This window comes from Lutispora thermophila DSM 19022 (genome assembly GCF_900142105.1).
GTDB lineage: Bacteria > Bacillota > Clostridia > Lutisporales > Lutisporaceae > Lutispora > Lutispora thermophila.
Map to the genome: position 1 here is coordinate 105,627 of NZ_FQZS01000011.1, position 14,877 is coordinate 120,503.

The 14,877-nt window shown below is 31.5% G+C and carries 16 protein-coding genes and 1 tRNA gene; 8 read left to right on the forward strand and 9 right to left on the reverse strand.

Translation table 11 applies throughout. The features are described 5' to 3' along the window. Positions 1-6 precede the first annotated feature (6 nt). From mutL to BUB48_RS09265, 5 genes are all read left to right on the forward strand, one after another. Positions 7-1,809, forward strand: coding sequence for a DNA mismatch repair endonuclease MutL (gene mutL, locus BUB48_RS09245; RefSeq protein ID WP_073025951.1), 1,803 nt, complete (start codon positions 7-9; stop codon positions 1,807-1,809). A gap of 4 nt (positions 1,810-1,813) precedes the next feature. Then, on the forward strand, positions 1,814-2,764 hold the full coding sequence (gene miaA / locus BUB48_RS09250) for a tRNA (adenosine(37)-N6)-dimethylallyltransferase MiaA (RefSeq protein WP_073025970.1): 951 nt from the start codon (positions 1,814-1,816) through the stop codon (positions 2,762-2,764). A 109-nt stretch (positions 2,765-2,873) separates the two neighbouring features. Continuing rightward, the gene (gene hfq, locus BUB48_RS09255; protein ID WP_073025952.1) at positions 2,874-3,134 is read left to right on the forward strand and encodes an RNA chaperone Hfq; all 261 of its coding nucleotides are present in this window, start codon (positions 2,874-2,876) and stop codon (positions 3,132-3,134) included. A 9-nt stretch (positions 3,135-3,143) separates the two neighbouring features. Beyond that, a complete protein-coding gene (locus BUB48_RS09260; RefSeq protein ID WP_073025953.1) occupies positions 3,144-4,436 on the forward strand; it encodes a methionine gamma-lyase family protein in 1,293 nt (430 codons plus the stop codon). 239 nt (positions 4,437-4,675) lie between these two features. Continuing rightward, positions 4,676-6,604 (forward strand): type I glutamate--ammonia ligase, encoded by a 1,929-nt coding sequence (locus tag BUB48_RS09265; protein WP_073025954.1) that lies wholly within the window; start codon positions 4,676-4,678, stop codon positions 6,602-6,604. Positions 6,605-6,738: 134 nt separating this feature from the next. On the opposite strand, the gene lexA is transcribed toward BUB48_RS09265, so the two are convergent. Further along, positions 6,739-7,359, reverse strand: coding sequence for a transcriptional repressor LexA (lexA, locus tag BUB48_RS09270; protein ID WP_073025971.1), 621 nt, complete (start codon positions 7,357-7,359; stop codon positions 6,739-6,741). A 183-nt stretch (positions 7,360-7,542) separates the two neighbouring features. Here lexA and yneA point away from each other — a divergent pair, with 183 nt between their 5' ends. Both yneA and BUB48_RS09280 read left to right on the forward strand, forming a co-directional pair. Next, positions 7,543-7,860, forward strand: a complete 318-nt coding sequence (yneA, locus tag BUB48_RS09275) for a cell division suppressor protein YneA (protein ID WP_084524465.1) — start codon at positions 7,543-7,545, stop codon at positions 7,858-7,860. A gap of 228 nt (positions 7,861-8,088) precedes the next feature. Beyond that, on the forward strand, positions 8,089-8,289 hold the full coding sequence (locus tag BUB48_RS09280) for a hypothetical protein (protein ID WP_073025955.1): 201 nt from the start codon (positions 8,089-8,091) through the stop codon (positions 8,287-8,289). Between the two features lie 45 nt (positions 8,290-8,334). Here the strand turns inward: BUB48_RS09280 and BUB48_RS09285 are convergent, their stop codons facing one another. Beyond that, positions 8,335-9,291, reverse strand: a complete 957-nt coding sequence (locus BUB48_RS09285) for a tyrosine recombinase XerC (protein ID WP_073025956.1) — start codon at positions 9,289-9,291, stop codon at positions 8,335-8,337. A 206-nt stretch (positions 9,292-9,497) separates the two neighbouring features. On the opposite strand from BUB48_RS09285, the gene BUB48_RS09290 reads away from it, so the two are divergent. Continuing rightward, a tRNA-Trp gene (locus tag BUB48_RS09290) sits at positions 9,498-9,573 on the forward strand. A 314-nt stretch (positions 9,574-9,887) separates the two neighbouring features. Here the strand turns inward: BUB48_RS09290 and BUB48_RS09295 are convergent. From BUB48_RS09295 to BUB48_RS09325, 7 genes are all read right to left on the reverse strand, one after another. Further along, positions 9,888-11,084 (reverse strand): pyridoxal phosphate-dependent aminotransferase, encoded by a 1,197-nt coding sequence (locus BUB48_RS09295; protein WP_073025973.1) that lies wholly within the window; start codon positions 11,082-11,084, stop codon positions 9,888-9,890. 29 nt (positions 11,085-11,113) lie between these two features. Continuing rightward, positions 11,114-11,944, reverse strand: a complete 831-nt coding sequence (locus tag BUB48_RS09300; RefSeq protein ID WP_073025957.1) for a PHP domain-containing protein — start codon at positions 11,942-11,944, stop codon at positions 11,114-11,116. A gap of 130 nt (positions 11,945-12,074) precedes the next feature. Next, positions 12,075-12,335 (reverse strand): stage V sporulation protein S, encoded by a 261-nt coding sequence (locus tag BUB48_RS09305; RefSeq protein WP_073025958.1) that lies wholly within the window; start codon positions 12,333-12,335, stop codon positions 12,075-12,077. An 88-nt stretch (positions 12,336-12,423) separates the two neighbouring features. After that, positions 12,424-13,194, reverse strand: coding sequence for a TIGR00282 family metallophosphoesterase (locus BUB48_RS09310; RefSeq protein ID WP_073025959.1), 771 nt, complete (start codon positions 13,192-13,194; stop codon positions 12,424-12,426). A gap of 322 nt (positions 13,195-13,516) precedes the next feature. Next, positions 13,517-13,753: a group II intron maturase-specific domain-containing protein gene (locus tag BUB48_RS19130; RefSeq protein WP_408631046.1), complete on the reverse strand. Its 237-nt coding sequence runs from the start codon at positions 13,751-13,753 to the stop codon at positions 13,517-13,519. A 29-nt stretch (positions 13,754-13,782) separates the two neighbouring features. Continuing rightward, positions 13,783-14,103 carry a hypothetical protein gene (locus tag BUB48_RS09320; RefSeq protein ID WP_139249954.1) on the reverse strand — a complete coding sequence of 107 codons (321 nt, stop codon included), beginning with the start codon at positions 14,101-14,103 and terminating at the stop codon, positions 13,783-13,785. 171 nt (positions 14,104-14,274) lie between these two features. Then, on the reverse strand, positions 14,275-14,877 hold a 603-nt coding region (locus BUB48_RS09325; protein WP_175548400.1), incomplete at its 5' end, for an IS256 family transposase.

The following is a 14,877-nucleotide window of genomic DNA, read 5'->3' on the forward strand; positions in this document are numbered from 1 at the left end:
GATAACATGGGTAAAATTATTCGTTTGGACGAAGATACCATAAATAAAATTGCAGCAGGAGAGGTAATAGATAGACCAGCATCAGTGGTAAAAGAACTAGTTGAAAACTCAATTGATGCTGAGGCTACATCTATTACCATTGATATTAAGAATGGTGGAAAATCCCTGATTTCCGTAATAGATAATGGATATGGAATCATGAGGGATGATTTGCCTTATTTGTTTGAAAGACACGCCACAAGTAAAATAAATAGTATCGAAGACCTGATGAATATTAGAACTTTAGGTTTCAGAGGAGAAGCTATGTCTAGCATTGTGGCAGTTGCTGATATCGAGTTAGAAAGTCAATCAAAAGATGATTCTATTGGCAGTAGAATTATTATAAATTCTGGTAGAATAATTGATAAAAAAGAAATAAGCACATCCATAGGTACAATTGTTAAGGTTAAAAACTTATTTAAAAATACTCCTGCTCGTCTTAAGTTCTTAAAAAGTGATAAAACCGAATTAAATTATATTACAGACATAGTTGAGAAAATTGCACTATCTAATTCACATATTGCCATAAAATATATAGTTGATGATAAAATAATTTTTCATACACCAGGAAATGGAGACCTTCTTTCTGTAATACAGTGTATTTTTGGTACTAAAACTGCCAAAATGATGTTGCCTGTAGATTATTCAAACCAGTCTTTATCAATACATGGGTTTACTTCAAAACCAGAACTATCAAAAGGTAATTCAAACTATATAATATTTGCAATTAACAATAGAGTTGTTAAAAATAATATGTTAAAAGAAGCTGTAAAAACTGCATATCGAACTCTTTTGATGAATAATAGATATCCAATTTCTATACTAAACATAAGCATTAATCCTAAAGTCATAGATGTAAACGTTCATCCTACTAAAGCAGAAATAAAATTTGCCGATAATAAAAGTGTGTTTAATCTGATTTACTATTCAATTAGTCAGGTATTGAATAACAGCAACATGACATATACTGAGAGTTTCAAGGATGCCGAAGAACTTAGTGTCAAAGAAACGATTACAGAAAAAGATGATTATATCAATGTAAACATGTTCGATATAATTGAAAAGAAATCTTTTAATGAAAGAAGTTCTTTTGATAAAAAGCCTTTAAATAACACTCATTACAACTACGATAACTCATATAAGTCCAAAAATGAATATATAAACCCTGTTAGTAAAGACATGGATATTGATAATTCTAGTAATGGGCAAATAATAGGAACACTATTTAATACTTACATTATCTATCAAATGGATGAAAGTTTCATGGTTATAGATCAACATGCTGCTCATGAAAGAATACTATATGAAGAGCTAATAGAAAAAACTAAACACAAAAACATTGAACAACAACCTTTATTGATGCCTATAATAATTGAACTTACTTTAAAAGAAAAAAATCTAATTGAAGAATACATGGATCTATTAAAAGATCTAGGTTTTGAATTTGAATTTTTCGGAAAGAATTCTGTAGCAATTCGCCAAGTGCCAATAATATTTGGTGAGCCTTGTTCAGGATATATGATATCAGAACTATTGGACACCATAGATAATTATAAAAATGATCATTCATCGGTTTACGAAAAGACTATTGCCCAAATAGCATGCAAAAGTGCAGTAAAAGCAGGAAAAAACTTAAGTGATATAGAAATAGAAGAACTTATTAGAAGGCTATTGAAATCAAAAATACCTTATACATGTCCTCACGGACGGCCTACTATGATAACTATGGATAAAACAGAACTGGAAAAAAAATTTAAAAGAATAATATAAGGTGATGTATTTGAAGCAAAAATTATGCATAATCGCTGGACCTACAGCAGTTGGCAAAACAGATATTTCAATATTGATTGCTCAAAAACTATGTGGTGAAATAATATCTGCCGATTCAGCACAAGTATATAAATATATGGACATAGGTACTGCAAAAGTATCTAAGGATGATATGAAAGGTATTAACCATTACATGATTGATGAAGTATATCCTGATGAAAACTTTAGCGTAGCAGTATTTAAAGAAAAAGCTGAGTGCTATATTAAAGATATAAATTCTAGGGGTAAACTGCCAATAATTGTAGGCGGAACAGGACTCTATATAAACTCATTATTGAACAATCTAGAGTTTACCAATTCTATAATAGATATAGATTTTAGAAATAAAATGAGACAAATTGCTTCTGAAAAAGGTAATGAATATGTTCATGAGATGCTCAAAAGTATTGATGAAGTTTCATATAAAAGACTGCATCCTAATGATTTAAAGAGAGTTATCAGAGCACTTGAAGTATATAATCATACAGGAAAACCTATATCATATTTTCAAATGCTATCTAAGCAACAACCCTGCAAGTATGAGTATGCATATATATGCCTCAATATGGACAGAAGCAGATTATATAATAGAATTGAGTTAAGAGTAGATAAAATGATTAAAGAGGGTTTGGTAGATGAAGTAGAAAAATTACTGAAGATGGGTTACAGCAAAAAGCTTACATCTCTTCAAGCTTTGGGTTATAAGGAAATAATAGATTATTTAGATGGTGACTATAGTCTTGAGGAAGCCATAAATACTCTCAAAAAAAATACAAGACATTATGCTAAAAGGCAACTTACTTGGTTTAGAAATGATGAGAGAGTATTTTGGATTAATATTGATAATTATTTTTCAATAAATGCTATGGCAGAAAATATGATAAGATACATAGCAGGAAAAATTAGTTTAATATAGAATAAATATGAGTTATTATTATAATAATATATATGTCAAAGGAAATTTTTTCTTTTCACATATAGCATATTGATTGTTGATCAAACAATACATTTTTGGAGGGGTTAAAATGAATAAAGTATCAATAAACTTACAGGATGTGTTTTTAAATCAGGTTAGGAAAGAGCGTACTCCAATTACTATTTATCTTGTTAATGGATTTCAGTTAAAAGGTATCGTTAAAGGATTTGATAATTACACAATAATACTTGATGGAGATGGCAAACAACAATTAGTATATAAGCATGCAATATCTACTTTAATACCTCAAAAACCCGTTAATTTCAGTTTTTCTGATAAGGGCTCTGAAACTAATAAACAACAGGCTTAAGGTGGAAACATGCATAATATAACAAAAGATTATTTGATAAAATTATTGGAACTAGACAATAAAATAATAGATTTAGCCGAAAAATGTGAAAAGGAAGTAAAACACCAATTCTCCATTATAGAAGAAATAAGGGAGTACAATCAGTATAAGGTATTAAAAAGTATGCAAAAAAATAAATTGAGCGATATGCATTTTAACTATTCTACGGGATACGGATATGGAGATATTGGAAGGGATACCTTAGATAAAGTATATTCTGATGTTTTTAACTGCGAAGATGCTTTAGTTAGGCCAAATATAGTTTCAGGAACACATGCTTTATCTTTATGCCTTTTTGGGATATTAAGGCCAGGAGACGAAATGCTGGCCATAACAGGTAAACCATATGACACATTAGATAATATAATAGGCATTAACTGTAACTATCAAGGTTCTCTAAAAGATTATAATATTAAATACAAACAAGTGGATTTATTAGATGATGGCCGTTTTAATTTTGATGAAATAAGAAAATCTATCAATAAAAATACCAAATTAGTATTAATTCAAAGATCAACAGGTTATTCATGGCGAAAGTCATTAAGCCTTAAAGAGATTGAAGAAGTCATAAAGTTTATAAAAAATATAGGTCCCGATATATGTTGTATGGTTGATAATTGCTATGGTGAATTTATGGATTTCTACGAGCCTACAGAAAAAGGTGCTGACATAATGGCTGGCTCCTTAATAAAGAATCCCGGAGGCAGTATTGCACCAACAGGTGGATACGTTGCAGGTAAAAGAAAATATGTTGAAATGGCAGCAGATAGACTTGTGGCTCCTGGAATAGGAAAAGAAACCGGAGCTACATTAGGGATAACTCGTTTATTATTTCAGGGCTTGTTTTTAGCACCTCATGTAGTTTCAGAAGCGGTAAAAGGAGCTGTATTCTGCTCAAAAATTTTCTCCGACCTCGGCTATGAAGTTAATCCAAAATTTGATGCTACAAGAAGCGATATAATACAAGCAATAAAATTTAATGATAAAGATGCATTGATAGCCTTCTGCAAAGGTATCCAGTTAGGATCACCTGTTGATTCTTTTGTAACTCCTGAACCTTGGGATATGCCGGGATATAATGATAAAATCATAATGGCTGCAGGTGCTTTTGTACAAGGAGCTTCTATAGAATTAAGTGCCGATGCCCCAATAAGACCTCCATACATTGCATATCTGCAAGGTGGCATAACCTACGATCATGCAAAAATAGGTATTTTATATGCTATTAAAGAAATGATAAGAGAAAAACTGGTACATCTTTAGATTAAGATATTCAAACATTTAATTTGCTAAAGACTTCCTTGAATCTTTAGCAAAACTACAAAAAGTTTGTCTTTCTTAATAATCTATAAGAAAATTAATTTTTTTGAATGTTGCTTTCATTAATAGGTTTCAAAAAGGCTTCCTTGTAATAAAATGATTCCGTGGAAGCCTTTTTCTTATTTACAAATATTTTTATTGGTGATATAATAAAAAAATTATATTCTAGGAGGTGTTAGAAGATGAATTGCTTATCAAAAGTATTAGAAAAAGACTTGCTATTTGTAATTAAACCCTATGAGATCAATAAAAACAATCTTATTGAATTAATAGAAAATCATCCTGAAATCAAATTCATATCTTTAATGGGCATTGATCTTTCAGGAAATGACACAGATGTGAAGATACCTATAAAGAACTTTATTAATAACTGCGATGAATTTCTCAGTGGAGGAATACAAACTGATGGATCCAGCGTTGTTTTGCCTGGAATTGCAACATTAAATGACGGAAAAGTAGATATTGTAGCAGATCTAAATTCTAATTGGTATGTAGATTATAATTTTGAACATATTGATATTAATATTGATAAACCTGTTGGTACACTAAGAATACCATCGTTTTTATATCACAATGGTAGACCTGTTGATGCAAGGTCTATTCTTAACAAAGCAATTAACTCCTTCTCAACAACTTTGCTTCAATTAATAAAAAATAATTCATCCTTATTGGATGATACAAATGTAACCCCAGAACTTATTGATGAAATCGTACTTACATCTGCTACTGAACTAGAGTTTTGGGTAAAAACACCTAATGACGATGCTGACGCAGAAGCACTATCAGCCTCACAAGTTCTCCAAGAACAATATTGGAAAAGAACAAAAGGTTCCGTAAGAACAGCTATGGAGCAAGCTTTGCTTTTAATGGATAGATATGAATTGTCTCCAGAAATGGGCCATAAAGAAGTAGGCGGAGTCAAAGCAAAGCTAGACGAATCCGGAAACTTAACTCATATAATGGAACAACTTGAAATTGACTGGAAATATTCAACAGCACTACAAGCAGCCGATAATGATCTTCTTGTAAGAACAATTATTAAAGAAGTATTCAGAAAAAACGGCTTAGAAGTAACTTTCCAAGCCAAGCCCATTGAAGGAGTTGCCGGCAGCGGTAAGCATACTCATATAGGTGTTGCAGCAAAATTGAAAAATGGCTCAGTTGTAAACTTATTCTCACCTGGTAATATGAACTCAAGTTTTATGAATAAAATAGGATATGGGGCTTTAATGGGCTTACTTCATAATTACGAAATCGTAAATCCATTCGTATCCTCTACAATTGACTCTCTAAATAGACTAAAGCCAGGTTTTGAAGCACCAGTGTGCATAGTTGCTTCTTTAGGCCATAATGTGAATGTACCATCAAGAAACAGAACAGTTTTAATAGGTCTGATTAGAGATATGGGCAACCCTCTTGCAACAAGATTTGAAGTAAGATCACCTAATCCCATGACTAATTCATATTTAGCATTAGCAGCCTTTTATCAATCCATGCTTGATGGAATTAAAGCCATAGCATCAACAAGCTATTCTATAAATCAGTTACATGACAATATTATAAAACCTAAAGGCGAAGATAAGTTTTATTTAAATAAAGATAGAGAATATATAAGTGAAAAGAACATATACGAAGAATATACTGATAAAGAGAGAGAAAGTCTTTTCGGTGTTCATCCTTCAACGGTTTATGAAAATCTGATGAGCTTTAATAAATATCATGAAAAAACAAAAGTTCTTCTCGAGAACGATGTAATGACAGAATCAATAATAAACAGTTTTGTTTCTGCTACATTTACTAGATGGATTACTGAACTATTAAACAGATACATTCCGGAAACCATTGATTTAGTAAGAAGCTGCAAGCAAATCCATAATGTAAGCGAAGCTACAGACATGGATATATGTCATTGGAATAGAATAAATAGTTTAAGGCATTACTTAGTAAAAGATACTATGAATGAAAAATCTCTTATAAGTAGAATAAAAGAAGCTGCCATCAATAAAAACATGAAAGAACTATCAAATTTGCAGATTCAATTAAATGATAAAGTAAAAGAGCTAAAAGAAGAATACAATGCCTATAAGAAAAATCTTATAGATATAGAATAAAAAATAGATGTTTCCATAAAAAGCATCTATAATAAATAAAAATAAGGAAATCTTTCTTTCATTTCTTATACAGAAAGAAATATAAATATAAGCAATATATATATTCCTATGTGTATAAAATAGAGGGTTAACCTCTATTTTATTTTTCTTAAAACTCCAATAACTTTACCGATTATCGATAAATCCTTTGTAATGATAGGATCATAAAAAGGATTTTCTGGTTGTAGTCGGAAATGATCCTTTTCTTTATAGAATCTCTTAATAGTAGCTTCATCTTCAATAAGCGCAACCACTATATCTCCGTTATTAGCATAGGATTGCTTCATTACTATTACATAATCCCCGTCCAGAATACCAGCATTAATCATGCTGTCGCCTTTTACCATCAACATAAATGATACATCATTACCCACAAAATCTATAGGTACTGGAAATATATCTTCAATGTTTTCTTGAGCTAATATAGGTTGTCCTGCAGTAACTTTACCCACTACTGGTAATTCCACCATTTCCTTTCTAGGAAACAAATGATTATTTCCATCTAACACTTCAATAGCCCTAGGTTTTGTGGCATCACGCCTAATAAACCCCTTTTTCTCAAGTCTCTCTAAATGACCATGAACAGTAGAAGTGGATTTTAAGTTTACAGCCTCACATATTTCTCTGACAGAAGGGGGATAACCCTTGGTTGCCAACTCTTTTTTTATAAATTCCAAAACCTCAATTTGCTTTTTGCTTAAACCATCTATATTCATTACCATTCACAACCTTCAAAATATTATATATAAACTATAAAAATTTCTTATTATAGCTTGATTATAACAAAACCCACAAAAAAAATCAAACAAATGTTCGCAAACATATTGACATCGTACATATGTTCGGTTATTATATAAGTGTAAATAGAACATATGTTCTCATAAGGAGGTTAATATCAAATGCATAGCAATTCTCATAAGAAATACAGGATTATTAGCAAATTTAGATTTTATACATTTGTAATTTCCTTATTGATAGTTATATTTGTTATTTTTTATAGTATAATGGCCAAGGCTGAGGGATTATCATATGAAAAAATAGAAGCAGTTTATATAGAATCTGGTGACACATTGTGGTCCATATGCAGTAGATTTGTAGATAATAAAACAGATATAAGAAAATACATAGACGAAGTAATAAAGTATAATAATTTACAGTCAGCATTATTAAAACCAGGACAGCTTATTTATGTTCCGATACATAATCTTGGTAATTAAAATATAAAGCACACATATGTCTTATACATAAGGTATAAGATATTCATATGAAAAAGAAGTAGTATTAATGAAAGTTTACTGTATATTCATTATGTGCTATATTAGTTATTATAAATAATAAAAAATATAATTTTAATAAAGGATGTGTTATAACTGGCTACTATAAATGAGGAATGTGTATTATATGATAGATATTGCAACGAATGTGGGGAATGCAATCTATGCGATTTGGATAATAGCAAAATATGTGACAATTGCTGCAAATGTATAGAAGAAGATGCAGATTATATAGGAATCGATATAGATGATATAATAACAGAAGAAGAATGGTATGAGTTTAAAGAAGATGAAGAAGGTATAGAAGATTATATCGATAATTGGAAATATGATGAACCTTATAGTGTAGATTTGGAAAATAAAAAGAATTAAGAGAGTTAATTTACATAATATATATTATGTAAATTAACTCTCTTCTTAGAACTCTTTCGATAATGGATTCGATCTCATAGCTTGTCTCAATCTTTCATCATCTATATGAGTATAAATCTGAGTAGTAGCGACGCTTTCATGTCCAAGTATCTGCTGTAATGCTCTAATATCAACATTTCCGTATTTGTACATAAGTGTAGCAGCCGTATGTCTTAATTTATGAGTAGAATATTTATTTTCGTCTAAACCTGCCTTTTTTATCGCTTTCTTTACAATTTCCTGAACCATTCTAGGACTAATTCTTTCTTTGTTTCTGCTAATAAACAAAGCTTTTTTATCCTTCTCTTTGACTTCTTCTGTATATCGAACTCTTAAATAATCATTAAGAGCATTGATACATGCATCATTAAGATATACAGTGCGTTCTTTATTGCCTTTTCCTATAACCCTGAGAGTGTCACCATTTATTTTATCTAGATCAATGTTTACAAGCTCAGATAATCTTAATCCGCAATTAAGAAACAACATTAAAATAGCATAATCTCTTTCTTTATACTTCCCATCAACAGCATTTAAAAGAGCCTTGCTTTCATCTAACGATAGATATATTGGCTGCCGGCTATTAATTTTAGGAGGTTCAAGCTCTATAGCCGGATTGTTGTCAATAATTTTAGCTTTTGTATGTAAATACTTAAAAAAAGATCGGAGACAAGCTACCTTTCTAGCACGGGCATAGTTAAGATTATTTCGTTCATTAGCAACATAAGAAATAAAAGAATATAGGTCATTTAAACCAATAGTCTTTACAAAGTATTCATCAATGTCGGATATGTCAATTTCTTCCATATTTGATTCTTTAGAAACAAGGTTTCTTCGAATTTTCATGTACTTGAAGAACAACGTCAAATCATAAGCATAACCTTGAGTTGTTTTTTTGGATTTACCACGAATTGTTTCCATGTAATCTAAATAATCTTTTACAACAAATGGGATATTGCTCATCTTTCTACCTCTCTTTTTTTGTTTAATTGCGCGAAATACATATTTCGCGCAATTATATTATTCTATATTAATGCTGTTTTTTCCTGCTTCTAATAAACTTTTTATTTACGAATAAAACTAGTTTTAGTGTTGAGTTGATTATAAAATAACCATAATTATAGCTATTGACATAAGTAAAATTTTTTTATATAATTGAAAATGTGTTTAGGGGTATAGCTCAATTGGTAGAGTAGCGGTCTCCAAAACCGTTGGTTGTGGGTTCAAGTCCTACTGCCCCTGCCATTATATATTAAAATAGAATTAGAAAGGTAGTTATAAGGCTGCCTTTTTTTTATTTGTTTTTACTTATATAATCATATCATTAGAAATGCATTTCTTCATGTTTAAACTTATATTAATCCATTTACTTTTTTAATAAACTTTAAACTTTTTTCACCTTTTTATATATTAGCTTATTTTAAAGTCATTTAAAGCAATTAAATAAAAAATACTATAATCAAAAAGATAACACCTTAAAATTGATTTAAAAGCGTCATTTTTTACTGTTTATTTTACATAAATAGCTTCTTTATTTAAAGATAATCATTTAAAAAATATCAAACAAAATTTTTGCTCAAAAAATTCTCTAACGTATCCAAGCCTTCCATTATAGTATCCATGGAAGTTGCAAAAGATAATCTTATATAATTATCTGTTCCAAAAGCTGCACCAGGTATTACAGCAACCTTTGCTTTTTCTAGCAGAACTAAAGCTAAGTCTGTAGAAGTATTTATTATCTTTCCGTCTAACTCATGGTTTATAATTTTAGATATATCTACATAAATATAGAAAGCTCCTTGAGGCTTTTTGCATTTTAATAACTTAATACTATTAATCTTTTCATACATATAGTTTCTTCTTTTCTCAAATTCTTTTACCATGTTTTTAACATCGTCCTGAGGTCCATTTAATGCTGCTGTAGCTGCATATTGGGTAATTGAACTTGGATGTGATACTGCATGACTTTGAACACTAGACATGGCTTTTATAACTCTCTCGTTTGATGCAGCATATCCTAACCTCCATCCAGTCATGGCATATGTCTTTGACATTCCGTTTATTAGTATAGTAATATCTCTTACCTCTTCAGATATTGACGCAATGCTCACATGCTCGATACCATCATAAGTTATTCTTTCATATATTTCATCAGAAACTATATATATATTATGTTTAAGTGCTAATTCTGCTATATCTTCCAATTCTTTTTTGCTATATACAATTCCAGTTGGATTACTTGGTGTGTTTAATAATATTGCTTTTGTCTTGGGGGTAATAGCTTCCTCCATATCTTCTTTTGTGATTTTATAGTTCTGCTCTTGGTTTGTTTTAACTAATACTGGTATACCACCATTTAATTTTATTATTTCTGTATAGCTTACCCAATAAGGTACGGGAACTATTACCTCATCTCCGGGATTAAGTATAGCTGCAAACGCATTTGTCAGTGAATGTTTTGCTCCACTGGACACGATTATTTCATCAGGGTTATATTTTATACCATTTTCTCTTTCAAGCTTATCACATATAGCTTTTCTTAGTTCCATAGTACCTTGAGCTGCTGTGTACCTAGTAAAACCAATGTTAATAGCTTCTATAGCTGCTTCTTTTATATATTCTGGTGTATCAAAATCCGGTTCACCTGCACCAAAACCATAAACTTTTATCCCTTGAGCAATCATCTGCTTCAATCTGTTATCTATAGCTAATGTTAAGGATGGATTTATTTTATAAACTCTATCTGATATACTCAAATGCATTCTTATTCCCTCCATTATTCCAACTAATTTGCAATACCCAGATATCTTTTAATATCTATGACTCTATTATAATCTATTGATACACTCCCCATAATTGGCTGTCCATTTTGCATTATTCCATGGCAATCTGTTCCACCAGTAATAAAAAGTTTTCTTTCTGTAGCTATTGCAAATAAGTATTTTACCATATCTTGATCATGCTTAGGATGCAATACTTCTATTCCTTTTACACCCAAATTCAAAACTCTTGATATGTATTTTTTATCACCTATAAGCCCCGGATGAGCTAAAACGGATAATCCTCCTACTTTTTCTATTATATCAATAGCTTCTTCTGTAGTTAGTTTAAATCTTTCCACATAAGCAGGGCATCCTACACCTATATATTTGTCAAAAGCATCCACTATATTATCTACATATCCTCTTTCTACCATTGCTCTAGCTATATGCGGACGTCCTATACTATTTCCTTTCGATATTTCTTCAACCTGCTTTAGCTCAATTTTAATTCCCAGTTTATTTAATTTATCAATCATAATTTCAGCACGATCATGTCTAGATTTCTGCATTTTTGTCAGCATATTCAAAAACCAATGGTTTTTATAATCAATGTAATATCCAAGTATATGAACTTCTTTTTCTTCAAATTGAGTATTGAGTTCTATGCCCGGTATTATTTCCAGTTTATCTGATATTAAGTTGATGTTCATAGCTATATCTATACCTTCTATAGTATCATGATCTGTTATCGCTATAGCTCTCAGTTTCTTTTTTATTGCCCATTGAACTACTTCTTCTGGACTTAATAATCCATCTGAAGCATTGGTATGTATATGTAAATCTGCATACTCCATTTTTTCACCCCTAATATTGAATTATACCCCATTTTGCATATAATTAATATATTGTATTAATAAAGTAATTATTTGAATAATACATTAAAAAACAAAAGCACATAAAAGTGCTTTTGTTTATTTGCAAATTTTATCTTGAGTTCACAATTAATTTAATTGCAGTTCTTTCTTCACCGTCTATATTAATATCAGTAAATGCGGGTACACAAACTAAATCCATACCGCTTGGAGCTACAAACCCTCTAGCTATAGCTACAGCTTTTATTGCTTGATTAAGTGCTCCTGCACCTATAGCTTGTATTTCAGCTTCTCCATTTTCTCTTAATACTCCTGCGAGAGCTCCTGCAACTGAATTAGGATTAGATTTTGATGATACTTTTAATACTTCCATTTATAATGCCCCCTTAATACCACATAAATTTAGTAATACAACCAAATTATTCTACACTTAAGCCCAAAATCCTTTTTTTCTCTTGAAATTATATTATTTTAAGTCGTTCTATATCAGTCGCAATATTATTGTCGTCAATTCTCAATATTACTCCATTAATCTGTCCATTATCCTCCGCTGCTTCAAACTTACACGGTAAATTAGTTAAAAATTTCTTTATTATTATATCTGTTTTAACTCCAAGTACTGAATTGGTTGGCCCTGTCATTCCTACATCGGTTATATAAGCTGTACCTTTAGGTAAAATTCGTTCATCAGCCGTCTGCACATGAGTATGGGTTCCTAACACAGCTGTGATTCTGCCATCTAAATACCATCCCATTGCTATCTTTTCTGACGTAGCTTCTGCATGAAAATCCAGTATTTTTATATCTGCTTTACCTTCAATTTCATTAAGAATCCTATCAATAGTTTTAAAGGGACATTCAAGACAATCCATGAAAACCCTACCGCACATATTTATAACTGCTATTCTTTTTCCTTTTACTTCTACAATAACATATGGGTTTCCCGGTGTTCCTTCAGGATAATTAGCAGGCCTCACCATTCTATCTGCATGGCCTATAAAATCAAATATCTTCTTTTGCGCCCAAGCATGATTTCCTAAGGTAACAACATCTATTCCATAACTGATAAGATCTTCATATATCTCTCTAGTAATTCCTACACCACCCGCACTGTTCTCCCCATTAGCAATTGTAAAATCAATATGATTTTCTACTATTATTTTTATCAGATTATCCCTCAACAGATTTCTACCTGTTCTACCAAAAATATCACCTATAAATAATATGTTCATTGCAAACCTCCTTTACTATTAGCTTGACTTTTAGAAACTATTTTTACAATTCTATTATGTACTCAGCTTTAATATAATTTCCATTAAAATTTAATACTGATTTAATTAGTAGTTGCGTGTTAATACACATAATATATTTTATGTTTACTATATATTGCTTTATTTTCATATGCCGCTTTTTATAATCTAACTATCTATACTATTAATGTAGAGTAGGTCGGTAGGGAAATTAATTTTTTCTCCACTTTCCCCTCATCAAAACGTGCATGCGATTTTCCCTCACACGGCTTGCTTTCCGATATTCTTCTTCCTTCAGCATTCATTAAACTGCAAGCTTTTGTAAGCCATTTCTGTAAATCATTTGCTGAATTTCTGAAATGTGAACATACCGTCTTTTATTCTGAGTTTTATAGTTATACCACAATGTAAACTTCTTAATAATATACCAGTCTATCTTTTTCAGATATCTCCCAGCATTCTTCAGTCCATAGTAATTCCTCATTCCAATTATCTTTGAGTTGAGAACCTTTACCGCTGTCCGTACATCAGATATTGTGATAACTTTTAATCATCTGATATCAGCGTCCACTACCCACCATCCCTTTTTACCGGTATCCTTTCGTATCCTATCCAAAGCTTGGTGTGCATTTCTCTTTGGTCTGAATCCATCTGTAACTTCATCAGTACTATGGACTCCTCCGGCTCTCTCTGCACTGTGCAAATTATGGTCTCTCCAGTTCCGAACCACACTTTCAGTACATATACCTCCCTTACACCGAGGGATTCTTCGATGGTGTACTCTAAGTTCTTCCCGTCTTCCATGGTCTTCACCCATAATGCCAAAGCTCGACTTCCCTTTTGCTTTCTACCACCTGAGACCCTTTTTTGACGATGCGGCACAGAGCTCACTTTATGTTACAACCTGTACTTTCGCTCAACTCGCTATTAAAGCAAGTACTTTATCCTTCCGCTTAACACCCCCACATTACTGTGACACACCAAAATTAGCTAACGGGCTTCTTGGCAGGTACTGTCAAGATTTTTTCGCAAATTCAATTTTAGCCATTTGGAAGATGTCGGCTATCCGACAATCATATCTTCATTCTCAATAGCATTCATATTTTCGAGATGCTTCATATTAAGATAACGCTTTACTCCCCATTGGGAGCTTGCTACATGACGAAGTCTTGCACAGACAAGCATTAATGCAGATTTACCATCGGGGAATGTGCCGACGACTTTGGTTCGCCGACGGATCTCACGATTAAGACGCTCAATTGTATTGTTGGTTCTGATTCGGTTCCAATGTTCATAAGGAAAGGCCATATAGGTGATAGTCTCTTCTATGCCATCTTCAAGTTTTTGAGCAGCTTCTTTGAGTTTCATATTTCTCAATTCAGCTGCAACCTGTCTGGCTTTCTCCCTAGCTGCTGATTTATTCTCACTAACATGAATTCCTTTGAGCATTTTGGAAACCAGTTTTATTTTCGATTTTGGTGTAACAGAGAATATATTCCGGTAAAAATGTACAGTACAACACTGATATTTTGCATTAGGAAATATCTCTGGAATTGATTCAAGCATTCCCAGACTTTTATCTCCTATGATAAGTTGTACTCCAGTAAGACCACGGCTCTTAAGCCATTGGAAGAAGTTTAACCAGCTTTCCTTATCTTCCTTCAT